The sequence below is a fragment of the Rugosimonospora acidiphila genome, from assembly GCF_039543385.1.
Classification (GTDB): domain Bacteria; phylum Actinomycetota; class Actinomycetes; order Mycobacteriales; family Micromonosporaceae; genus Rugosimonospora; species Rugosimonospora acidiphila.
This window is the reverse complement of the sequence record NZ_BAABJQ010000014.1, coordinates 79,159-100,947: the sequence shown is the minus strand read 5'-3', so window position 1 is coordinate 100,947 and position 21,789 is coordinate 79,159. Positions and strand designations below refer to the sequence as shown.

The 21,789-nt window shown below is 72.2% G+C and carries 17 protein-coding genes; 9 read left to right on the top strand and 8 right to left on the bottom strand.

Features of this window, described 5'->3' with window-relative positions:
* Positions 1-170 precede the first annotated feature (170 nt).
* Positions 171-3,734, bottom strand: a complete 3,564-nt coding sequence (locus ABEA87_RS23040) for a choice-of-anchor D domain-containing protein (RefSeq protein ID WP_345632719.1) — start codon at positions 3,732-3,734, stop codon at positions 171-173.
* A gap of 325 nt (positions 3,735-4,059) precedes the next feature.
* Complete coding sequence (locus ABEA87_RS23035; RefSeq protein WP_345632717.1) at positions 4,060-4,587, bottom strand: TetR/AcrR family transcriptional regulator; 528 nt, start codon at positions 4,585-4,587, stop codon at positions 4,060-4,062.
* A gap of 188 nt (positions 4,588-4,775) precedes the next feature.
* Here ABEA87_RS23035 and ABEA87_RS23030 point away from each other — a divergent pair, with 188 nt between their 5' ends.
* Positions 4,776-6,377: a beta-N-acetylhexosaminidase gene (locus ABEA87_RS23030; RefSeq protein ID WP_345632715.1), complete on the top strand. Its 1,602-nt coding sequence runs from the start codon at positions 4,776-4,778 to the stop codon at positions 6,375-6,377.
* Here the strand turns inward: ABEA87_RS23030 and ABEA87_RS23025 are convergent.
* A complete protein-coding gene (locus ABEA87_RS23025) occupies positions 6,336-7,244 on the bottom strand; it encodes a helix-turn-helix domain-containing protein (protein ID WP_345632713.1) in 909 nt (302 codons plus the stop codon). The genes ABEA87_RS23030 and ABEA87_RS23025 overlap by 42 nt on opposite strands.
* Positions 7,245-7,353: 109 nt before the next feature.
* On the opposite strand from ABEA87_RS23025, the gene ABEA87_RS23020 reads away from it, so the two are divergent.
* On the top strand, positions 7,354-8,763 hold the full coding sequence (locus tag ABEA87_RS23020; protein ID WP_345632711.1) for a hypothetical protein: 1,410 nt from the start codon (positions 7,354-7,356) through the stop codon (positions 8,761-8,763).
* On the opposite strand, the gene ABEA87_RS23015 is transcribed toward ABEA87_RS23020, so the two are convergent.
* The 5 genes from ABEA87_RS23015 to ABEA87_RS22995 form a co-directional block, all read right to left on the bottom strand.
* On the bottom strand, positions 8,750-10,555 hold the full coding sequence (locus tag ABEA87_RS23015; protein ID WP_345632709.1) for a glycoside hydrolase family 36 protein: 1,806 nt from the start codon (positions 10,553-10,555) through the stop codon (positions 8,750-8,752). The genes ABEA87_RS23020 and ABEA87_RS23015 overlap by 14 nt on opposite strands.
* Positions 10,556-10,781: 226 nt before the next feature.
* Positions 10,782-12,101 carry an ABC transporter substrate-binding protein gene (locus ABEA87_RS23010; protein ID WP_345632707.1) on the bottom strand — a complete coding sequence of 440 codons (1,320 nt, stop codon included), beginning with the start codon at positions 12,099-12,101 and terminating at the stop codon, positions 10,782-10,784.
* An 86-nt stretch (positions 12,102-12,187) separates the two neighbouring features.
* On the bottom strand, positions 12,188-13,027 hold the full coding sequence (locus tag ABEA87_RS23005) for a carbohydrate ABC transporter permease (protein WP_345632705.1): 840 nt from the start codon (positions 13,025-13,027) through the stop codon (positions 12,188-12,190).
* A 12-nt stretch (positions 13,028-13,039) separates the two neighbouring features.
* Positions 13,040-14,086: a carbohydrate ABC transporter permease gene (locus ABEA87_RS23000; RefSeq protein ID WP_345632704.1), complete on the bottom strand. Its 1,047-nt coding sequence runs from the start codon at positions 14,084-14,086 to the stop codon at positions 13,040-13,042.
* 385 nt (positions 14,087-14,471) lie between these two features.
* Complete coding sequence (locus tag ABEA87_RS22995; protein WP_345632702.1) at positions 14,472-15,332, bottom strand: CDP-alcohol phosphatidyltransferase family protein; 861 nt, start codon at positions 15,330-15,332, stop codon at positions 14,472-14,474.
* 94 nt (positions 15,333-15,426) lie between these two features.
* On the opposite strand from ABEA87_RS22995, the gene ABEA87_RS22990 reads away from it, so the two are divergent.
* The 7 genes from ABEA87_RS22990 (at position 15,427) to ABEA87_RS22960 (ending at position 21,705) form a co-directional block, all read left to right on the top strand.
* Positions 15,427-16,407, top strand: coding sequence for a zinc-dependent alcohol dehydrogenase (locus ABEA87_RS22990; RefSeq protein WP_345632701.1), 981 nt, complete (start codon positions 15,427-15,429; stop codon positions 16,405-16,407).
* 3 nt (positions 16,408-16,410) lie between these two features.
* Positions 16,411-16,809 (top strand): 6-pyruvoyl trahydropterin synthase family protein, encoded by a 399-nt coding sequence (locus ABEA87_RS22985; protein ID WP_345632700.1) that lies wholly within the window; start codon positions 16,411-16,413, stop codon positions 16,807-16,809.
* 77 nt (positions 16,810-16,886) lie between these two features.
* Positions 16,887-17,948, top strand: coding sequence for a glycosyltransferase family 4 protein (locus tag ABEA87_RS22980; RefSeq protein ID WP_345632920.1), 1,062 nt, complete (start codon positions 16,887-16,889; stop codon positions 17,946-17,948).
* Positions 17,949-18,082: 134 nt separating this feature from the next.
* Positions 18,083-18,964: an SAM-dependent methyltransferase gene (locus tag ABEA87_RS22975; RefSeq protein WP_345632699.1), complete on the top strand. Its 882-nt coding sequence runs from the start codon at positions 18,083-18,085 to the stop codon at positions 18,962-18,964.
* A gap of 331 nt (positions 18,965-19,295) precedes the next feature.
* Positions 19,296-20,318 (top strand): lysylphosphatidylglycerol synthase transmembrane domain-containing protein, encoded by a 1,023-nt coding sequence (locus ABEA87_RS22970; protein WP_345632918.1) that lies wholly within the window; start codon positions 19,296-19,298, stop codon positions 20,316-20,318.
* Positions 20,311-21,003, top strand: a complete 693-nt coding sequence (locus tag ABEA87_RS22965) for a RibD family protein (RefSeq protein WP_345632697.1) — start codon at positions 20,311-20,313, stop codon at positions 21,001-21,003. Before ABEA87_RS22970 ends, ABEA87_RS22965 begins: the two co-directional genes overlap by 8 nt.
* 15 nt (positions 21,004-21,018) lie before the next feature.
* Positions 21,019-21,705: a GTP cyclohydrolase II gene (locus ABEA87_RS22960; protein WP_345632695.1), complete on the top strand. Its 687-nt coding sequence runs from the start codon at positions 21,019-21,021 to the stop codon at positions 21,703-21,705.
* Positions 21,706-21,789: the final 84 nt, after the last annotated feature.

The window sequence follows — 21,789 nt, the reverse complement described above, 5'->3', positions numbered from 1 at the left end:
CATCGCACTATTTCGATCTGTGCGCAGGCCCCTAGGGGACCCCCAATCCACTGTGGGCAGACCGGAGTCCCTGGCGGCACCGCCGGTTCTGGCGGCACCGCCGGAGCCCCCGGAGGCGGGACGCGGCGGTGCCGCCGGGCGCGGTCGCACCCGGCGGCACCACGCGGCGGTCAGCTGTTCCAGACCTGGAACTCCGAGAGCTGGCCCGCGGGCCAGCCGGTGTTCGCCGTGAGGTTGAGCCGGAAGTAGCGTTGCGTCGTCGCGGTGAAGGTGATCGTCACCGTGTTGTTCGCGGTCGGGGCGAACGTGTAGCCCGCCGAGGCCTTGACCGTGCTGAACGTGCTGCCGTTGGTGCTGCCGAGGACCGACAACGTCTCGCTGCGCGCGCCCCACGAGGCGGGCAGCTGCAGCACGATCCGGCTCGCGCTGACCGCCGAGCCGAGATCGACCTGCACCCACTGCGGGAACGCGTTGTTGGCGCTCTCCCAGTAGGTGTTCTGGTTGCCGTCGGTGACGTTGGACGACGGGTACACGTCGGTGTGGCTGGACTCGCTCGTCGGCCGGCCGGCCGCGAGGTTGGTGCTCGTGGTGCCGGCCCCGGTGCCGGACAGCGCCACCGTGGTGGGGGAGTTCGTCGCGTTGCTGGCGACGGTGAGCGTTCCCGTGCGGGTACCGGACGCGGTGGGGTGGAAGGCGACGCTGACCGTGCACGAGGCGCCCGCCGCGATCGAGGTGCCGCAGGTGTTGGTCTGGCTGAAGTCGCCGGTGACCGACACCCCCGAGACCGTGGCCGCCGCGGTACCCGTGTTGGACACCGTCACCGACTGGGCCGCGCTGGTGGTGTTGAGCGCCTGGCTGGCGAAGCTCAGCGAGGACGGGTTGGCCGACAGCGCCGCCGAGGTCGGTGGCGTGCCGCCGCCGCTCGGGTACACCTCGAACTCCGAGACCTGGCCGGCCGACCACCCGGAGTTGGCGGTGATGTTCACCCGCACGTACCGGGCGCTGGTGCCCGGTACCGTGATGGACACGGTGTTGCCGGTCGCCGGGTTGAACGTGTACGTGGCCGAGTTGACCGCCGTGCTGAACGCCGAACCGTTGGTGCTGGTCTGCACCGACAGGGTCTGGGTCCGGGTGGCCCACGCGGTCGACGGCGGCAGCTTGAGCGTCACCTTGCCGAGGTTGTACGCCGCGCCGAGGTCCACCTGGAGCCACTGCGGGAACGCCCCGTTGGCGCTCTCCCAGTAGGTGTTGGCGTCCCCGTCGGTGGCCGTGCCCGCCGCCTGCGTCGAGTTGACCTGGCTGCTGGCGGTGGCCGGCCGCCCGGCCGCGAGGTTGGTGGTGGTCCCGATGCCGGCGCCGGAGGCCGCGATGGCGGTCGGGCTGTTGTTGGCGTTACTGGTGATGCTCACGGTGCCGGTGCGGGTACCCGACGCGGTCGGGGTGAACGTGACGGTCACGGTGCAGGACGCGCCGACCGCGAGGCTGCCGCAGGTGTTGGTCTGGTGGAAGTCGCCGCTCGCGGCCACGCCCGACACGCTCGCCGAGGTGGTGCCGGTGTTGGTGACCGTGACCGACTGGGCCGCCGAGGTCGCGCCGACCAGGGTGCCCGGGAAGCTCAGGGCGCTCGGATTTGCGGACAGGATCGGGCCGGGTGCCACGCCCGTGCCGGACAGCGGGATGCTGTTGGCGATGCCGGAGGTGGTGACGGTCAGCGTACCGGTGCGCGAGCCGGCGGCCGTGGGCCGGAACGTGACGGCCACGGTGCACGACGAGCCGGCCGGGATGCTGCTGCCGCAGGTGTTGGTCTGGCTGAAATCGCCGGTGGTGGCGATCGAGGTGACCGGGGCGGCGGCGGTGCCGCTGTTGGTGACGGTCACCGACTGCGCGGCGCTTGCGTTGCCGGTGGCCACGGTCCCGAAGCCGACGGCGGTGGGGCTGATCGAGACCAGCGACCCGTTGTCTGGCAGGTACGGCGGGAACGTCGGGGTGAAGAAGCCGCACTGGGAGCCGGTGATCCCCGAGTTGCCGCCCCCGTCGGTGAGGGTGAACCCGACGCCGCAGTTGTAGATGGCCTGCGGGGCCTGGGTGCCGGTGGCGGTGCTGTTGGTGATGGTCGCCGCGCCGCCGACCTGCTCCTGCACCACGTACGTGCCGGTGTTCTGGATGGTCGCGTTGTTGATGGTCACGCCGGAGATGTTGGAGCCGGACACGAACTGGATGGCCTCGTACGGGCTCTGCTGGATGAGGACGTTGTCCACGGAGACCGCGGCGTTGATCGCCGCGTCCCGCGCGTCGAACCACAGGGCGCCGACGCCGAACTGCCAGTTCGGGTCGAGGCTGCCGTCCCGGATCAGGGTGTTGCGCAGCACGCTGGTCTTACCCAGCGGGGTCGAGGCGAACCGCTGCGCCACGTGGATGCCGCCGCCCTGGGTCAGGCCGGCATCGATCACCCGGTTGTCGCTGACCGTGTTGTCGTGCCCGCCGTAGATGGCGATGCCGTTGGCCAGGATCGGGTACTGCACCGTGTCGTGGTCGAACGAGTCGTTCGCGTCCGCGTTGGTGTCGGCCCAGGTGGCCAGCCCGTCGTCGCCGGTGTTGCGGATGTCGCTGTTGGTCACCCGCGAACTGGTCACGCCGTTGTGGAAGTTGATGCCGTCGGCCGTGACGTCGCGGATGCGCATGCCGGTGAAGACGAGGTTGGTCATCGGCCCGTCCATCCACGCGCCGACCTTCTCGTGCTCGATCCAGATCCGGTCCACAGTGGAGTTGGACAGCGCACCGCCGATCCCGTTGACCTGAGCGGAATCGTTGCGCTCCTGGACGTTGCCGAAGATGGCGAAGTCGGACAGGTGCACGTTGCTGCCGCCGTTGGGCACGTAGCCACCGTAGAAGCCGGGCGCGTCACCGGTGATGGTGGAGTGCCACATGCCGGCGCCCTTGATGGTGATGTTGTTCAGGATCAGGTGGCCCGGAATCTTGAAGGTGCCGTCCGGGATCCACACCGTGCCGCCGGACCCGGCGGCGGCGATGGCGGCGTTGAACGCGGCCGTCGAGTCGTTGACCCCGGTCGGGTCCGCGCCCTCGCTGGTGACCGAGACGGAGCCGGAGGGCTGAGCGAGGTCGCCCGCCACGTTCTCGAAGTCGGCGAAGTCGATGGTGTACGAGCCGGCGGTGTCCTCGGAGTCGACCTGCAGCCGGAACTTGGTGCCGGCCGGGTAGGTGGTGGTGAACAGCCGGTGCACCTCGTCGTAGAAGTGGTGCGGGTTGCTGCCGGGGGAGTTGGTGAACGGGTAGCCGCCGTAGTACCACGAGTACGCGTTGGTGAGCGTGAAGTTGGTCTGCTTCGTACCGTTGACGTACAGCGACAGCGGCGCGGTGTAGACCGACCCGCCGGAGGAGTCGGGGATGCTGTACCGGAAGTCGATGGAGTTGGTCGGGGCCGGCGTGGTGAACTCCACGTACTTGCCGCTGCCCTGCAATGTGACGGCCTTGCGGTAGGACGCCTCGTCGGGAAGCGTCCCGTAGTCGGCGCTGGGGCCGATGATCGTGCCGTTGGTGGCGGAGTTCTCCGCCTGTACCTCGACATAGGGCAGCGTCGCGCCGACGCCACCGGTGGCGGCCGCGAACGCGGGTGCGGCCGTCAGGCCGACGACCCCGGCGGCCAGCAGCGTGGTGCCGGCGATGATGGCACCCATGCGGCGCGCCAGGCCGGGACCTCGGACGGATCGGGACATTGTTCGCTCACTTTCGACGACGTGGGACGTACGACCGTCGGTCACGAGCCTCGCGCGGCCGGATCTGGTGACATCGGTGCGAAGCGGATCGGTGCGGCGCGAGCGGGACGCCGAGCATTGCCTCGCCCGCCCGCGACGGCGCGCCGGCGGCGAGGTGTGGACAGCGGAGGTGCCGGGTGCGTGGCGGGTGGGACGGTTACCAGGGACCGTAACCTGCCCAACACTGGATCGCAATATCTAGACACATCTCTGCGTGATTCTTACTTCGTCATGCAAGAGACCGACCCTCGCGGATCTCGGCGCCGGCCGCGGCGCGCCAATGGTGTTACGTCAGTCGATTTACTAGCCGGCCGGCGATGCCGTCGAGAAGCAGGTCAAGACCGATAATGAAGCGCTCGTCGACGGTCGGGCCGGTGGGCTGGGCGAGCCAGCTGGTCAGATGGGGAACGTTCCCGTCCGCGGCGGCCAGGTCGTGAACGGTTGCGATCGTGGCGGGGGCGGGTGTGGACCAGCAGCGGGTACCGTGCCGCACCGTCATGGCCCGGGTCGCCAAGGCCAGGGCGCGCAGGTCCTCCCGCCAGTCGTCGCTCGGGCGCGCCGGCACCGGAATCTCGGCGACGGCCGCGTCGAGCATCAGGTCGACCAGCCCCTCCTTGCTGTACCCGTACCGGTACAGCGCCATGGGCGAGTAGCCGCCCAGCCGGGCCGCGACCGCCTTCATGGTCACGCCCTCGGGCCCGGCCTCGTCGGTGACGGCGATCGCGGCGGCGACGATTTCCTCCCGGCCGAGCGCGCGTTGCCGGGGCGGGGGCGGCGGCTGGCTCCAGACCAGCGGTGCGAGGTTCCGTGGCACGGGCGACCGATGCGGCCTGACCAGTGCTGCGCGACCGATGCGGCGTCGCCGATCGCCGTGACCGGTACGGCGCGACGGGCGCCGCCTGACAGGTTCGGCCGGCGCCGGTCCGGCAGGCATCGGCTGACCTGTTGCACGATGCTGCTGAGCCTCGTGTGTTCCCGTCCGGCCGCGGCAAGACTCGGCGCATGGATGAGTGGGTACCCGGGCCGAGGTCGTGGCGGCCGGCCGGCGGGCGGCTCAGGCTGCCCGGGGACGCGCGGCTGGTGCTGGACGAGGCCGCCGCGCAGGCGGTTCGTCCCCTGGAGCCCGAGCTGCGCGCGGCCACCGGCCTGCCCCTGCCGCGGGTCTGCGCCGGCCCGGCCGACTCCCGCGACCCGGCGCTACGGGTGCCGGCCGGCGACATCGTGGTGCGGCACGATCCCGCTCTCGACCTTCCGGCCGGCGGGTACACGCTCGCGATCGGCGAGCGGGCCGGCGTCCAGGTGGCCGGCGTCGACCCGGCCGGTGCCTTCTACGGCCTGCAGAGCGTACTCAAGCTGTGCCGGGCCGCCGCCGGCCAAGGCCTGCCGCGCGGTGCCGGGCGGGACTGGCCGGGCGTGCCGGTCCGCGGGGCGATGCTCGACCTCGGCCGCCGGTACTGGTCCCCGGCCTACCTGCGCCGGTTCATCCGCCGCCTGGCCTGGCTCGGCGGCAACCGGCTGCAGCTGCACCTGACCGACTGGAACGCATTCCGGGTGCGGTTGGCCGATCCCAGGTTCGCCGGCCTCGCCGCGCAGCTGCCCGCCGACCGGTCGTACCCGGCGGGAGTGCTGCGCGAGCTGATCGCGTACGGCCGCGAGCTGCACGTGGCGGTGGTACCCGAGATCGACCTGCCCGCGCACGCCACCGCCATCACCCGGCACCATCCCGGGCTGCGCTTCACCGGCCCGGGAGCCGAGGCGGCCAACGACGGCGTCGCGTTCACCAAGCGGCCGACCGATGGTTGGACCATTGACATCACCCGGCCGGAGAACCGCGCCTGGGTCAGGGAACTGCTCGCCGCGTTCGCCACCGAGCTCGACGCCCCGACCGTCCACATCGGAGGCGACGAGTGGCAGGAGGACGCCGAGCTCGCCCGCTGCGCCGACCTCGTGGCGTACGCCCAGTCGCTGAACCCGGCGTACCGGCCGACCGACGCGCTCGTGTGCTTCGTCAACGAACTGGTCGCGCTGCTGCGCGACCGGGGCCGCGAGGTGGAGCTGTGGAGTTGGTGGGAGGTCGCCGGTGGCGGCGAGTGCCGGGCCTGGATCGACCGGGACGCCCGGATCACCGCCTGGCCCCGGGAGGCCGACGGGATCAAGTTCTTCACCGACCACGGATACCGCGTCGTCGCCTCGCCGATGGCCACCCACTACGTGACTCCGCCCGCACCCGGCGGCGGGCCCGGCCGCGTGCCGGACGTCCGCTGGCTGTACGAGCGGTGGGAGCCCGCTCGGGACTCCGGCGTCGAGGGATACCAGCTGGGGGTGTGGGCCGACCACGCGATGGGGGAGTCCGACGCGTACTTCGACGGGCACCTGCGCCGGCCGCTGGCGGTGGTGCTCGACCGGCTGTGGGGCGGGCCGCGCCGCGCGGGCGTCGAGGAGTTCCTCGACGCGATCGAGGCGCTTCCGGAGCCGGCGCCCGGGGCGGCCCCCGACCGAGGCCAGCCCGGCGCGGACCGTCGCCCGGTGGACCCATCGGGCCCGGGCGGCGTCGGCCCGAGTTCAGCAGGGGCTGCGGGCCCGCCGGCGGAAGATCGTGGGTGACACGCCGAACCGCTCCCGGAACTGGCGGCTGAAGTAGTACGGCGACGAGAACCCGATATCGGTGGCGATCCGCCCGATCGGGCGATCGGTGAACTCCAGCAGGGACGCCGCCTTGCGCAGCCGCATGGCCAGCGCCACGTTGACGATCGAGTCGCCGATCTCCTGCCGGAACAGGTGGGCCAGCCGGGATGGGGACAGCGACACGATCCGGGCCAGCGCCTCCACCGACATCGGCCGGGCCAGGTCGGCCGTGATCGTGTCGAGCACCTGCCGGACCCGGGCGTCCAGCGCCGGGCGCTGCTGCGTCTCGTGCTCCGCCACGGCCAGCAGCAGCAGCTCCTCGATGGCGTTGAGTGCCAGCTCGTTGGCCAGTTCGCCGCGCAGCTCCCGGGTGCCGACCGCTACCCGGCCCTGCGGAGTGTCCAATGTGGCCACCATGGCGTAGCGGTGGACCCGCTCGAAGGCGGCGCTCGCCTCCCGGAACCGGTGCGGGCTGCCGAACCGGGTGATGCTGAAGCCCGCTACCAGCTGGGGCAGGCGCAGCCACGCGTACCAGGCCGGGCGGGGCTGGAAGTGCGCCCACCAGTGGCCCCAGACCTCGTTGTCGGACGCGGCGTAGTGCTGCACCGTGCCCGGCGCGATGAGCACCAGGTCTCCCGGGCCGGCGACGGCGACGGAGTCGCCGGCGCGGAAGTTGGCGGCACCGGAAATGGTCAGGCTCAGCATCCAGTTGCGGGCGCCCCGCTCCCGGTACACCGTGAAGCCCGGCTGCTCGTCGAACCGCCCCGCGGACAGCAGATCCGGCGAAGGGAGTTCGGTGTAGACGGTCGTGGACTCGCGCGCGCCGGCAGGATCGTGTAGGACCACAGCCACCACCTGTATTTGTTTTCGGCCCGGCACGACCATACCTTTCGATGCAGTACGACGGATGCGTGGCTCGTGAGCTGCGGCAAACGCGAGAGGGTGGGAGGTCGAGGTGCGTCGACGACTGTGGCGGGCGCTGGCCGTGATGGCGCTCGTGGTGACCGGCGGGCTCGTCGCCGGGGCGAATCCGGCGGGGGCGGCGACCGCCCCCGCGTTGTCCGCGTCCGCGCTGTCCGCGATGAGGCTGACCGACGCGGGCAGCTTCCCCACTATCACCGGGTACCGCAACGCCGTCGAGGCCTCCAGCCGGCCGCTGTCGGTGGTGCGGATGAGCACCCTGATCGCGGGCGGGTACGCCACCCGGGCCGTGTGCCACCCCACCGACCTGCGGGTCACCGCCAGCGTCGCCGGCTTCTGCTGGGACAGCACCGACGACACCACCACCAACTGGTACCCGCAGGGCGTCACCGGCAGCGGCGACGGCATGAACGGCACCGACCTGTACCCGCCGTGCGACGGCTGCGCCGGCCGGAAGGTCGTCGCGGTCAGCTGGCACAGCGGCGCCGGATACACCCCGTACGGCAACGACGGCCTGGCCCGGGTCACCTTCGTCGACGTCACCAACGGGACGGCCGGTGCGCCGTACCGGCACGCCCTGCTGGTTGAGCCGGACAACAGCGCGGCCGGCTACCACGCCATCGAAAGCCACGCCGACGGCATCATGTGGTACGGCAACAAGCTGTACCTCGCCACCGGCGGCGACCAGGGCGCGCCCGGTGCCGGCCGGGTGATCCGGGTGTTCGACCTGACCCACTTCTGGCAGATGAGCAGCACCACCTCCGGGGCGGTCGGGTGCACCGCGACCGCGTGCTCCGCGGCGTACTCGCTGTTCGCCCTGCCCGAGATCGGCTACTACCAGTACCCGGACGGCGCGGTGTGCGACCCGCTGCGCACCGGGGACCCGGCCTCGCTGACGGATCCGTGCTTCAACAGCATCTCGCTGGACCGCTCGACCGTCCCCGACTCGCTGATCGCCGTCGAGTATGACGACCAGGGCCCGCACGGTCGCATCCTGCGCTGGCCGCTGGACGCCAGCACCGCGCTGCTCAAGCCGGGCTCCGACGGCTACGTGCGGCCCGACCAGGGCTGGACCTCCCCGGTCTACCGCATGCAGGGCGCGGTGTTCACCGGCGGCAGCGGGGTCATCGAGGGGCTGTGCCCCAACGGCGCGCCGCCGGTCGTCGGCATGCCCAACGACCCGGCGAACGACGCGATAGTCGATGGCTTCGCCAAGTCGTGCCTGCACAAGGCGACCATCTCCGCGAACGGGTCGCTGGACGTCCACTACTGGACCACCACCATGACCAACGCCGAGAACCTCAGCTACTGGCCGTCCACGGGGCAGCTGTGGCTGATGAACGAGTTCCGGGGGACGACCGACACGAAGGTGAGCCCGCCGGTGGCCTACCCGAGCGACCGCCTGGTGCTGGCCATCCACTGCCCGAGCCTCACGTGTAGCTGATCGCGAGTTCGACGAGCCCGCTGCGCGGCACCGCCAGCCGGGTCAGCCCCGGCTCCAGGCGCCGCGGGCGGTCGTCGACCGCCCGGCCGCGACAGTCCACCATGGACCGGAGGTCTGCCCGTGTCCCCGGGGCCAGGTCCACCACGACGCTCGCGCCGCCCGTCGCGTTGACCAGCGCCACGGCCGGCCCGTCCCCGCCGGCCAGGCGCACCGGCAGGTCGCTGTACGCGGCGGCGACCAGTTCACCCGCGCCCCGGCTGCGCACGAGCGGGTAGCCCAGGTCCGGCCGGATCGGTTCGATCCGGCCGGACAGCAGGGTGTCCGCGTGGTCGTCCATGAACCGCAGCCAGAACGACAGCATCTCCCGCTGCCCGTCGGGCAGGGCGGCCAGGTCGACCGAGACCTGCGGCACCGAGAACAGCGCACCCAGCAGGTGCTCCGCGGCCACCTCGGGCGCCGCCGCCGGGTCCCACAGCAGCGGGTCGGAGTGCACGGTGCGGCCCGGCAACAGCAGCCGCAGGTCAACCGTGCGGGTGCGGTTGTCCACCAGGTCCATCGGGCAGTCGCAGGCGCGGAACAGGTTGCCGTAGCGCTGGATGCGTGGCCCGGTGTAGTTCTGCCGGAACTCCAGCAGCACATCCGGCCGATGCCGGGACAGGTGCTCGTGCAGCTCGCGCAGCCACAGCTCGACCCCGGTCTCCACATCGGACACGTCCGCGCCCGGGCCGGGCGGCGGCGGATCCGCGACCAGCCAGGCGTCCAGGAAGTCCAGCTTGAAGCCGTCCAGCTCGGCGGTTGCCAGCAGCCGCAGGCAGGCGCGGGTCAGGTGGTCGCGCACCTGCGGGTAACGCGGGTCCAGGATGTCCGCGTCGCCCGCGGGCAGCGGGCCCAGCGTGAGGTGGCCGAGGCTGGCCTGCAGCGGGCTGCGCCGGCCCAGCAGCGACGGCGCCAGCCACAGCAGGTATGCCATGCCCTCCGCGCGCGTCGCCCGCACGTGCGCCGCGAGGTCGCCCAGCTTGCCCGGCTCGACCTCCCACTCGCCGCAGTACCAGTATCCGCGCGAGGTGTCCGCGGTCTGCCAGCCGTCGTCCACGATGATGGTGCGGAACCCGAGGTCGTGCGCCAGCGCCGTGGTGCGCTCGATGCCGGCCGCGGTCAGCGTCTGGTGCATGCTGTACCAGGTGCAGTAGGCGGCCTTGCGCCCCTGGGGCGGCGCGGGCGGCTGGGCGCCCAGCGACCGCTCCCACCACCCGGCGACCTCGCGCAGCGCGGTCCAGTACGGCACCGGCCGCCGGTCCAGCCGCAGCACCACCCGGTATGGCTCCTCGCCCGGTGGCACGTGGACCACCGAGGTGCCGCGGAACTGGGTGGTCTCCTCCCGGATCCCCTCCCGCCGCACCTCGATGCGGTGCAGCGTCTCGGACAGCGCCCAGGTGACGACGTTGCCGTCCGCCCCGTCGAGCAGGCAGCCGACCGGGGCCGAGCGCAGCAGGCTCACCGAGCGCCGGGAGGCCCATTCGGCGGGCAGGTGCCGACGCTGCCCCCAGTCCGGCTGCCAGTACACGATCCCGCGGTCGATTGGCGCCTGCCAATCCAGGGTCAGCGGGGTGACGCCGGAGCGCCCGCCGGGCAGCCGCACCGTCACCTCCAGCAGCCCGGGCTCGGGCGAGTCCACTGTGGTCTGCGGGGCCGGTCCGCCGTCGCCGACCCCGGCGTGGAAGGCGATCCCGGCCAGGTCGAGCGAGTCGGCCGGGGGTGGCGCGGTGGTAATCGTCACGGGATCCGTGGACATGAGCTGCTCGCCTTCCTGATGAGCGTCCAATGTGGAATGAGCGGGTCGGGCGCCGCCGGGTCGGCGTCGGGTCGCCGGGCGGTGGATGTCGGGCGGTGGGCTGTCGGGTGGGCAGGCGGCAGCCCCGCGGGTGGTCGGCACCCGCGGGGTCGCCCGGAGCGTGGTCAGCGGTGGCGGATCGCCGGCCGGCCCACCGGTGTGGTGGGCCGGCCCGGTGCGGTGCGGGTCAGCCGTTCTGGTCGATGAGCTGGTTGAGCTGGGTGACCAGGTTGTCGACGGTCTGCTTGACCGGAGCCTGGCCCTCGAACATGGTCTGGAACGAGTTGGTGATGGTCAGCGACGCGGCGTTCCAGACCGGCGTGATCGGCATCGGTACCGACGCGCCGGCCGCCGCGTCCACGAACGGCTGCAGGTCCTGGCCCTTGTTCTTCCAGTAGTCCAGGTACCCGCCGGACAGCGACTTGTTCGCCGGCCACACGTACCCGCCCGAACTCATGATCTGCTGCGACTGTGGGGAGCCGAGCCACTTGATGAGCTCCCACGCCGCCGTCTTGTTCTTCGAGTGGGCATTGAGCGCGAAGGACAGGCCGTTGACGTTGACCACCCGGCCCTTCGGCCCGGCCGGCAGGTTCGTCACCCCGACCGTGAAGTTGCCCTTGGCCACCACGTACAGCAGCAGCGCGTTGACCGCCGGGTACAGGCCGACCTGCCCGCGGTTGAACAGGTCGATCGCGTTGCCGGCCGACGGCGGCGGCGCCACGTGCCACTTGTTGATGAGGTCGACCTGCCACTGCAGCGCCGCCAGCGCCGCCGGCTGGTTGAACGCGAACTTCCCGAACGGGGCGGTCATGAAGTTGCCGCCGTTCTCCGGGATCCAGCTGATGTACTGCGTCTGGTCGTGGTTCTCGGCCATGAAGCCCCACTGCTTGACGTGCTTGGGGTCGAAGCCTGGGTCGGTGGGGTGCCGGCCGTTGGCATCCACCGTCAGCTTCTGCAGGATCGGCAGCAGCGTGCCCGAGCCGTCCGGCGCCCAGGTCAGCTCGGCGGGCAGGGTGACGCCGGCCTTGGCGCACATGTCCTTGTTGTAGACCATCGAGGCGAGACCGAAGTCCGCCGGGATCCCGTAGTGGTGGTTCTGGTACGTGTAGGCCGAGGTGACCTGGGGGTAGTAGGGGCTCAGGTCGTACGAGTCCTTCTGGATCAGCGGGTCCAGGTTCTCGATGACCCCCTGCTTCACCAGTTGCGGGAAGTAGGGCACGGTGTCCCAGAACACGTCCGCTCCGGTGCCCGCGGCCGACTCGGTGATGATCTTCGTCCAGTACTGGGCGTACGGCAGCGACTCCAGTCGCACCTTGATCTTCGGGTTCGCCGCCATGAAGGCGTTGATGGACTTCTGGTATCCGGGCTGCTGCTCCTCGTCCCAGATCCGGAACACCACCGCCCCGCCGTTGTCGCCGCCACTGCTGTTCCCGCAGCCGGCCAGGCCGGCCGCGGCCAGTGCGGCGGCCGGCGCCGCCGCGAGGAGTTGCCGTCGGTTCATACCCATGGCGTTCAAGCTCCTAACCTGACAAAGGGGGGGTGTGGGCAGGAAGGCTCTGTCCGACCGGAGGCCGCCTGGCCGTTCCGGCGGCGCTACCTCATGCCGGTCAGCACGATGGATCGCACGATGGTGCGCTGGAACAGCAGGAAGATGACGATGAGCGGGACCAGCGCCACGAAGCTGCCGGCCATCATCAGGTTGTAGTCGGCGCCCAGGTTGCCCTGCAGCGACGCGATGCCGACCGTGACCAGCTTGGTGCTGTCCCCGCTGGTGATGATGAGCGGCCAGAGGAAGTTGTGCCAGGCGAAGACCGTGGTGAGGATCGCCAGGGTGCCCAGGGCCGGCCGGGACAGCGGCACGAAGATGCGCAGCAGGATGGTCAGCGTACCGGCGCCGTCCATGCGCGCCGCGTCCTCGAGGTCCGAGGGCAGGCTCCGGAAGAACTGGCGCATCAGGAAGATGCCGTACGGCGAGCCGAGGATGTACGGCGCCAGCAGCCCGAACCAGGTGTCGATCCAGCCGATCTGCCGCATGATGAGGTACAGCGGGATCATCGTCACCACGTTGGGCACCATCATGGTGGCCAGATACGCCCAGAACAGCGCCTCCCGGCCGGCGAATCTCAGCCGCGCGAACGCGTACGCCGCGAGCGTGGTGAAGACCAGTTGCCCGGCGGTGAGCACGACGGTGAACAGCACCGTGTGCCACAGGTACGCCAGGAAGCTGATGTCGGCGATCTTGCCGTTGAACAGCCGGGTGTAGTTGCTCAGCGTGCCCGGGATCGCCGGCCGCCACGGGGACATGCCGTTGAGCTGCGGCGCCGTCTTCAGCGAGGTGAGGATCACCATCAGGTACGGGAAGACGGTCAGCAGCGCGCCCGCGATCAGGACCAGGTACAGCAGGGTACGCGAGGTCACTCGCCTCAGGCTCATGGTCGATTCCTCTCAGCCCTGCTCGTAGGTGGTGCGCTTGCGGAAGTAGAGGACCTGGGCCACGGTCAGCACCAGCAGCAGCCCGAACAGCAGCATGGCGATGGCCGACGCGTACCCGTCGTCGAACAGCTGGAACGCGGTGGTGTAGATCTTGAGGTTCAGTACCGAGGTCGCGTCGGCCGGCCCGCCGAGCACCGGTGTGGTCATCGAGTACACGGTGTCGAAGACCTGGAACGAGCCGATGACGCTGGTGACCAGCACGAAGAACATGGTCGGCCGCAGCAGCGGCATGGTGATCCGGAAGAACTGCTGCGCCTGCGACGCGCCGTCGACCCGGGCCGCCTCGTACAGGTGCTCGGGGATGCCCTGCAGGCCGGCGAGGAAGAACAGCATCGTGTACCCGGCGCTGCTCCAGATCCCGACGGCGGCCACCGAGGGCAGCGCGAGCGAGGTGGACTGCAACCAGCTGATGGAGCCCAGGCCGAACACGGACAGGAACGAGTTCAGCGCGCCGTTCTGGCCGTCGAAGATCCAGCGCCAGACCTCGCCCATCACCACCGGTGTGGCCATCCAGGGCACCACGTACACCGCGCGCAGCACCCGCACCCCGCGCAGCCGGGTGTTGAGCAGCACGGCCAGCAGCAGCGCGAGGACCGTCTGGACCGGGATGGTGAACAGCACGTACATGAAGGTCACCAGCACCGAGTGCCACACGCTGTGGTCGTGCGCCATCCGGCGGTAGTTCGCCAGCCCGATGAACTTCGGCGACGACAGCAGGTTCCACCGGAACAGGCTGATCACGCCGACGATCACCACGGGGGCGAGCAGGAACGCGACCACCCCGATCAGGCTCGGCCCGATCAGTGCGTACCCGGCCAGCGTGGCCCGCGTCCGCTGGGCCGCCCGGTTACGACGGCCGTACCGCGGCGCCGCACCCGGCCCGCCGGTCGTTCCCGCGCCGGTTGTTCCCGCGCCGGTCGTTCCCGCGCCGGTTGTTCCCGCGGCCCCGCGCCCGGCGGGGGCGGACTCCACCGATGCGCTCACGTCGATGACCTGCACACAGTTGCTCCTCCTTCCGGCGCCGATCGCTCCGGCGGAGCCCGAGGGCGCGGGAGATCGTTTGGCAACGTCCGAGCTTATTGCCCTCAGAGGCTAGGTTTCACCGGTGCCCGACCCCATGCAGCCAGCGGCCGGCCATTTGCATGATCCTGCTGCGCCCGCGGCCGAAGGCGGCGCGGGACGGGATCGGCGCGGGGCGGGCTCGGCCTGGGATGGGCCCGGCGCGAGACGGGATCGGCGACAGCTGGGCCTGGCGCGGGGCGGGATCGGCGACAGCTGGGCCTGGCGCGGGGCGGGATCGGCGACAGCTGGGCCTGGCGCGGGGCGGGATCGGCGACAGCTGGGCCTGGCGCGGGACGGGATCGGCGACGGATGCGCCCGGCGGCTACCGCCGCCCGGTCAGCGACTCCGTCTCGTCGACGCCGACCCCGTCGATGCCGGGCCCGTTGATGCCGGGCCCGTTGATGCCGGGCCCGTTGATGTCCGCGGCGGCAGTGCGTGCGTAGGCCGTGCCAGCGCCGGCAGTGGGTGCGCCGGCAGTGGGCGCGTCGTCGGTGCGCGTGCGGTGACGCCACAGCCACCACACGTCGCGGCCGAACGACTCCGCGAGCAGGGCCAGCGCCGCGGCCACCACGGCGACGGACAGCGGCCGGGGCACCAGGTCCGCGCTCGCGAACACCAGTACGATGCCCTGTGTCGCCGCGACCACCTTGCGCCAGTACCGGAACGGCAGCGACCCGCGCAGCCACGGCAGCGCCCAGCCCGCGGCCAGGAACGCGTAGCGCATCGCCCCGATGACCAGCGTCCAGGCGCCGATCAACCGGGTGGCGTATACGCTCAGCACCAGGATGAGGAACGCGTCGACCTCCATGTCGAAGCGCGCCCCGAGCGCGGAGACCGTACCCGAGCGCCGGGCCACCGGGCCGTCCACGGCGTCCAGCAGCAGCGCCACCGAGGCCAGCCCGACCAGCAGGGGCACCGGCACGTGCCGATGGAACGAGTCGACGGTCAGCGCCGCCACACCGCCGACGAGCGTGGCCCGGGTCAGCGTCACCTTGTCCGCCGGGCCGAGCGTCGGCGCGCCCGATCGGCGCAGGCCCAGGGTCAGCGCGGCACACGTGATCAGGCCGTACCCGGCTCCGGCCAGGGCGCCCATCGGGCCGGTATCCGCGGCGGCCGCCAGCGCCCCGAGCAGCGCTACCTGCACGACCAGGCCGATCACCGGGCCGGTTCGAACCGCTGGCACCGTGCCTCCGTGACTAGGGTTGTGCCTCGATGATCGAGGACACGCAAAATAAGCGAATTCGGTTCAGTCGACGTTTCACTGGAGGGGAGTGCCCATGACGAGCCAGGAGCGCGCCTTCTGGCTGCGCGAGCCAGGTCTGGGCGAGATCCGGCCGATCACGGTGCCCGATCCCGGCGACGGCGAGGTACTGGTGCGCACCCGGTACTCCGGCGTCAGCCGGGGCACCGAGACGCTGGTGTTCACCGGACGGGTACCGGCCGACCAGTACCAGGCGATGCGCGCGCCGCATCAGGAGGGCGACTTCCCCGGCCCGGTGAAGTACGGGTACCTCAACGTCGGCGTCGTCGAGCAGGGCGCGCCGGAGCTGATCGGCCGCAACGTCTTCTGCCTGTACCCGCACCAGACCGCGTACGTCGTCCCGGCCACCGCCGTGGTCCCGGTGCCCGACGGCGTCCCGCCCGCGCGGGCCGTGCTGGCCGGCACCGTGGAGACCGCGGTCAACGCGCTGTGGGACGCCGCGCCGATGATCGGCGACCGGATCACCGTGGTCGGCGCCGGCATGGTCGGCTGCGCCGTCGCGGCCGTGCTGGCCCGCTTCCCCGGCGTCCGGCTCCAGCTCGTGGACATCGACCCGGACCGGGCCGAGGTGGCCCGGGCCATGGGCATCGAGTTCGCCCTGCCGGAGGATGCCGAGGGCGGGCGCGACCTGGTCGTGCACGCCAGCGCGACCTCCGCCGGGCTGGCCCAGTCGCTGGGGCTGCTCGCCCCGGAGGGCGAGGTCATCGAGCTGAGCTGGTACGGCGACCGGGAGGTCACCCTGTCGCTGGGCGGGGCGTTCCACTCCAGCCGCCTGGCCATCCGCGCCAGCCAGGTGGGCACCGTCTCGCCGGCGCGGGCCGCCCGGCGCGGGTACGCCGACCGCCTCGCGCTGGCATTGGACCTGATGCGGGATCCCGTGTTCGACGCGCTGATCGGCGGGGTAAGCCGGTTCCGGCAGCTGCCCGAGGTGCTTGCCGGGCTGGCGGCCGGCAAGGGTCCCGCGCTCTGCCACCTCATCACCTATACCGGAGAGTGATTCGTGTTCAGTGTGACCGTCCGCGACCATATGATGATCGCTCACAGCTTCCGCGGTGAGGCCTTCGGACCCGCGCAGCGGCTGCACGGGGCGACCTTCGTCGTCGATGCCACGTTCCGCCGCGCCGAGCTGGACGCCGACGGCGTGGTCGTCGACATCGGGCGGGCCGCCGCCGAGCTGGACGCGATCCTCGGCGGGCTCACGTACCGCAACCTCGACGAGGATCCCGACTTCGCGGGCGTGAACACCACCACCGAGGTACTGGCCCGGGCGATCGCCGACCGGCTGGCCGAGCGCGCACACGCCGGCGATCTCGGTGCCGGCGCCCGCGAACTGGCCGGGATAGTGGTGACCCTGCACGAGTCGCACATCGCCTGGGCCAGCTACGAGCGGTCACTGTGAACGGCGCCGCGGAGGTTCGCGCGTCGGGCGGCCCGGCCACCGACAGCGGTGCCGCCGACCATGACCGGCACGGCACCGTGCACGTCGTGCTGCCCAACGACATCGACGATCCGCTGACGCCCAGCGGGGGCAACGCGTACGACCGGCGGATCTGCGACGGCCTGGCCGCCTCCGGTTGGGCGGTGCGCGAGCACGCCGTCCCCGGCTCCTGGCCCCGGCCGGGGCCCCGCGAGTACGACCAGTTCGCCCGGGTGCTCGCGGCGCTGCCCGACGGGTCCGTCGTCCTGATCGACGGGCTGATCGCCTCGGCCACCCCGGACGTGCTGGTCCGCGAGGCCCGGCGGCTGAGCCTGATCGTGCTCGTGCACATGGCGTTCGGGGACGAGGCGGACGACCTGCGGTGCCGGGAGGGCGTGGCACTGTCGGCCGCGACCGCGATCATCGTGACCAGCCGTTGGGCCAGGCGCCGGCTGCTGGACCTGTACGGGCTGCCCGCCGAGCGGGTGTTCGTCGCCGCGCCCGGGGTGGACGCGGCGCCGCTGGCGTCGGGATCGGAGGCCGGCTCCACCCTGCTGTGCGTGGCCGCGGTCATGCCGCACAAGGGGCACGACCTGCTGGCCGAGGCGCTCGCGACGGTGGCTGACCTGCCGTGGCGCTGCGTGTGCGTCGGCGCTCTGCACCTCGATCCGGACTTCGTCGAGACGGTGAAGGTACGGTCCCGCGCGTACGGGCTCGACGACCGGCTGTCCTTCACCGGCCCGCGTACCGGCGACGATCTCGACGCCGCGTACGCCGCCTCCGATCTGCTGGTGCTGGCCTCCCGGGGCGAGACGTACGGCATGGTGGTCACCGAGGCGCTGGCCCGCGGCATTCCGGTGCTGACCACCGCGGCCACCGGGCTGCCCGAGGCGCTCGGCCGGTCACCGGACGGTGGGTTGCCCGGCATGCTGGTCGGGCCCGACGACGCGACCGCGCTGGCCGCCGCACTGCGCCGTTGGCTCGCCGACGCCGACCTGCGCGATCGGCTGCGCCGCTCGGCTCGCGACCGGCGCGGGACGCTGTCGAGCTGGGCGGTCACCTCGCGACTGGTCTCGGGCGTACTGCGGGACCTCCCGATGAGCGAGGTCGAGCGCTCATGACTGCCTCGGAGCGACCGCTTGACCGCGACGCCTCGTCCCTCGGCGCCGCTGGCGGTCGCGGAAGTGCCTCGGAGCGACCGCTTGACCGCGACCCCTCGTCCCTCGGCGCCGGCGGCGTCGCGGGGGAGGAGGTGATGCCCCGGGTCAGCCCGGACTGGCTGGGGCTGCGGGAGGTGGCTGACGCCGCGGCCCGCGCTCCCGAGCTGATCGATCTGGTACGCGGCCACCTCTACGCCGAGGATCGCGCCGGCCCGCATCAGCGCGACGGCTCCGGCCGGCGCCTGCTGCTGCACGATTTCGGCACGGGCACCGGGTCGATGGGCCGTTGGTTGGCCCCGCAGCTACCCGGCCCGCAGCACTGGATCATGTACGACCGGGACCCCGACCTGCTGCGGCACGTCGGCGCCATGGGCACCGCCCTCGACGGCACACCGGTCACGGCCGAGACCCGTCGGCACGACATCACCCGATTGAGCGCGGCCGACCTGCGCGACAAGGACGCGTTTCCCGGCCGCGGCTCGTCCGACGAGCCGGCCCGCCTGGTCACCGCCTCCGCGCTGCTCGACCTGCTGACCGCCGACGAGGTGGAGCGGGTTGCGCAGGCATGCGTCGGCGCCCGGGTACCGGCGCTGCTGACCCTGTCCGTGACCGGCCGGGTGGATCTCCTCCCGCACCATCCGCTGGACGCGCGCGTCGGCGAGGCGTTCAACGCGCACCAACGCCGTACCGTCGGCGGTCGCCGCCTGCTCGGACCCGACGCGGTCGAGGTCGCCGCCACCGCGTTCGCCCGGCGTGGGTCGCTGGTACACGTCCGGGACAGCCCCTGGCGGCTCGGCGCGGACCAGGCGGAGTTGGCTTCCGAATGGTTCACCGGCTGGCTGGCGGCGGCGTGCGAAGAGTCACCGGAGTTGACCCGGGTGGCGGGGGAGTACGGGCGCCGTCGCCTGGCCGAGGCGGCCGAGGGCCGGCTCGGGGTCGTTGTGCACCACAGCGACCTGTTCGTCCAGCATGAATGAACCATGCGCGCGTGATGGCGCGTACGTTGAGGGAAGGAGAGGTTTTCTCAGGGAGGCCCGTTTGCCCAGCGCCCCGACGTTCGTTCCGGGACGGCCGGACCCGGCTCGGCCGGACGTCCCGGTGCTGCGGCGCGCGGCCGAGGCTCCGGCGGTCCGGTGCGCCGTGCCGAGCCAGCGCGGAGTGCAGATCGAGCAGGCAGCGCCTGCCCAGGACACCGCGCCCGTGTGGCCAGCGGCGGCGCTCCGGGACGACGCGCCGGCCAGGGACGCGGCCGAAGCCCCGCCCGTCGGTGAGCCGTCCCCGCCGGGTCGTGCGCCGGTCCGCGCCCGGCTGCTCCGCGCCGCCCGACTGCTCGCCGGCGGAGGCATCCTCGCCTTCCTGATCTGGAGGCTGGGCACCGGTCCGTTCCTCGGCGGGCTGCGCGTCATCGACGGCTGGGTGCTCCTGGCGGCGGTGGGCATCGGCGTCGTGAGTACCGTCGCGTGCGCGTGCCGGTGGAGCCTGGTCGCCCGGGGCCTCGGCGTGCGGCTGCCGGTGGGCGCCGCCGTCGCGGCCTACTACCGGTCCCAGTTTCTCAACACCGTGCTGCCCGGCGGGGTGCTCGGCGACGTGCACCGCGCGGTGCGCCACGGCCGCGACGTGGGCGACGTCGGCCGGGGCATCCGGGCCGTGGTGCTGGAGCGCACCGCCGGTCAGGTGGTGCAGATCGTGATAGCGGTGGTCGTGCTGGTCGCGCTTCCGTCGCCGGTACGCGGATATCTGCCGGCCGTGACCGCGGTGCTGGCCGCGGGCGCGCTCGGCGCCGTGGTGCTGGCCTGGTTCTTCGCCCGCAGGGCGCGGCGGCGCCCGCCCCGGGTCGGGTGGCGTCGGACGCGCCGAGCCACGCCGGCCGAGGTGCCTGGGATGTCACGGCGGGCGCGGGCGCTGCGCACGGCGGCGTCCGACCTGTACGGCGGCCTGTTCGCGGGCCGCAACGCGCCGGGCATCGCGCTCGCGTCGACCGTGGCGGTGGCGTGTCACGTCGCGACGTTCGTCATCGCCGCGTCGTTGGTGGCGGCCCGCTCCGGCGCGGCCGCCTCGGCCCGGCCGGTCTCGCTGGCCCTGCTGGTGCCGTTGGCGCTGCTGGTCCTGCTCGCGATGGGGCTGCCGTTGAACATCGGCGGCTGGGGTCCGCGCGAGGGGGCCGCCGCGTGGGCGTTCGGTGCGGCCGGGCTGTCCGCGACCATGGGGGTCTCCACCGCCGTGGTGTACGGGGTGCTGGCGTTCGCCGCCGGCCTTCCCGGGGCCGGCGTGCTGGTGGCGCAGTGGACCGGCCGGCGGATCGGCCGTCGGGAGAGGGTCGCCCATGGTTGAGCGCCCGTACACCCTGCTCAGCTGCGGCATGTCGCTCGACGGATACCTCGACGGCGCGAGCGATGAGCGCCTGCTGCTGTCCAACGACGCCGATTTCGACCGGGTGGACGGGGTACGCGCTGAGCACGACGCGATCCTGGTCGGCGCGGGTACGGTCCGGCAGGACAACCCGAGGCTGCTGGTGCGCTCGCAGGCCCGCCGGGACGAGCGAGTGGCCCGGGGGCTGCGGCCCTCGCCGCTGAAGGTGACCATCACCGGCCGGGCCGACCTGGATCCGGACTGCGCCTTCTTCGCCACCGGGGACGGGGAGAAGCTGGTCTACTGCGCGAGCGCGGCTGTGGGGGACGCGCGCCGCCGGCTCGGCGCGGTGGCCACCGTGATCGACAGCGGCCAGCCGGTGGACCTGCGCCGGGTGGTCCGGGACCTGTACGACCGGGGCGTGAAGCGGCTCATGGTCGAGGGCGGCGGCATGGTGCACACCCAGTTCCTGGTGGCCGACCTCGCCGACGAACTTCACCTGGTGGTCGCCCCGTTGTTCGTGGGCGACTCGCGCGCCTGCCGCTTCGTCGGCGACGGCCGGTTTCCGTGGAACCCGGACCGCCGGGCGCGGCTGGTGGAGGTGCGCCAGATCGGGGACGTGGCCCTGCTGCGGTACGCCCTGTCGGCGCGGTTCGGCACGGTCTGAGGAATGGGGGAGCCGATGTCCGAAGCACCGCGGTCTGAAGAACCGCTGCCCGAAGAGCCGGTACCCGTCGCCACCGTACGCACCCAGCTGACCGTGCCGCTGCGGTTCGTCGACGGGTACGCCACGGCCGCCCGGGTGTTCTCCTTCGACGGGCTGCGCGACGGCCGGGAGCACATCGCCCTCGGCCTCGGCGACTGGGCGCGGGCGCTGCGCCGGGGCGCGGCCGGCGGTCGGGCTCCGCTGATCCGGCCGCACAGCGAATGCCTCACCGGGGACGTGTTCGGCAGCCAGCGCTGCGACTGCGGCCCGCAACTGCGGGAGGCGGTCGAACGCATCGCCCGGGCCGGCGGCTTCCTGCTGTACCTGCGCCAGGAGGGCCGCGGCATCGGCCTGTACGCCAAGCTCGACGCGTATGCGCTACAGGACGCCGGCCTGGACACGTACGAGGCGAACGTCGCGCTCGGCCACGCGGAGGACGAGCGCGACTACACCGTGGCGGCGCAGATGCTGATCGCGCTCGGCGTGCGGCGGGTGGCCCTGCTGAGCAACAACCCGGACAAGGCCGAGCAACTGGCCCGGCTCGGTGTGACGGTGACGCGGCGGGTGCCGACCGGCGTGCACCTGTCCCCGGACAACGCGGGCTACCTGGCGGCGAAGGTGAACCACAGCTCGCACACGCTCGACCTGCCGTTCGTGGGCTGATCCACCCGCTCGATCATTCCCCGGGGAATCGTGGCTGGCGGTCTCCGATCGCGGCGGCTGGTGGCCGGCGGCGCCCGGTTCGCG

Coding starts and splice junctions, on each gene's coding strand:
- ABEA87_RS22965 (WP_345632697.1), top strand. CDS start 20,311: ATGGTTGAGCGCCCGTACACCCTGCTCAGCTGCGGCATGTCGCTCGAC.
- ABEA87_RS22990 (WP_345632701.1), top strand. CDS start 15,427: ATGACGAGCCAGGAGCGCGCCTTCTGGCTGCGCGAGCCAGGTCTGGGC.
- ABEA87_RS23030 (WP_345632715.1), top strand. CDS start 4,776: ATGGATGAGTGGGTACCCGGGCCGAGGTCGTGGCGGCCGGCCGGCGGG.
- ABEA87_RS23040 (WP_345632719.1), bottom strand. CDS start 3,734: ATGTCCCGATCCGTCCGAGGTCCCGGCCTGGCGCGCCGCATGGGTGCC.
- ABEA87_RS23015 (WP_345632709.1), bottom strand. CDS start 10,555: ATGTCCACGGATCCCGTGACGATTACCACCGCGCCACCCCCGGCCGAC.
- ABEA87_RS22960 (WP_345632695.1), top strand. CDS start 21,019: ATGTCCGAAGCACCGCGGTCTGAAGAACCGCTGCCCGAAGAGCCGGTA.
- ABEA87_RS23010 (WP_345632707.1), bottom strand. CDS start 12,101: ATGGGTATGAACCGACGGCAACTCCTCGCGGCGGCGCCGGCCGCCGCA.
- ABEA87_RS23005 (WP_345632705.1), bottom strand. CDS start 13,027: ATGAGCCTGAGGCGAGTGACCTCGCGTACCCTGCTGTACCTGGTCCTG.
- ABEA87_RS22975 (WP_345632699.1), top strand. CDS start 18,083: ATGCCCCGGGTCAGCCCGGACTGGCTGGGGCTGCGGGAGGTGGCTGAC.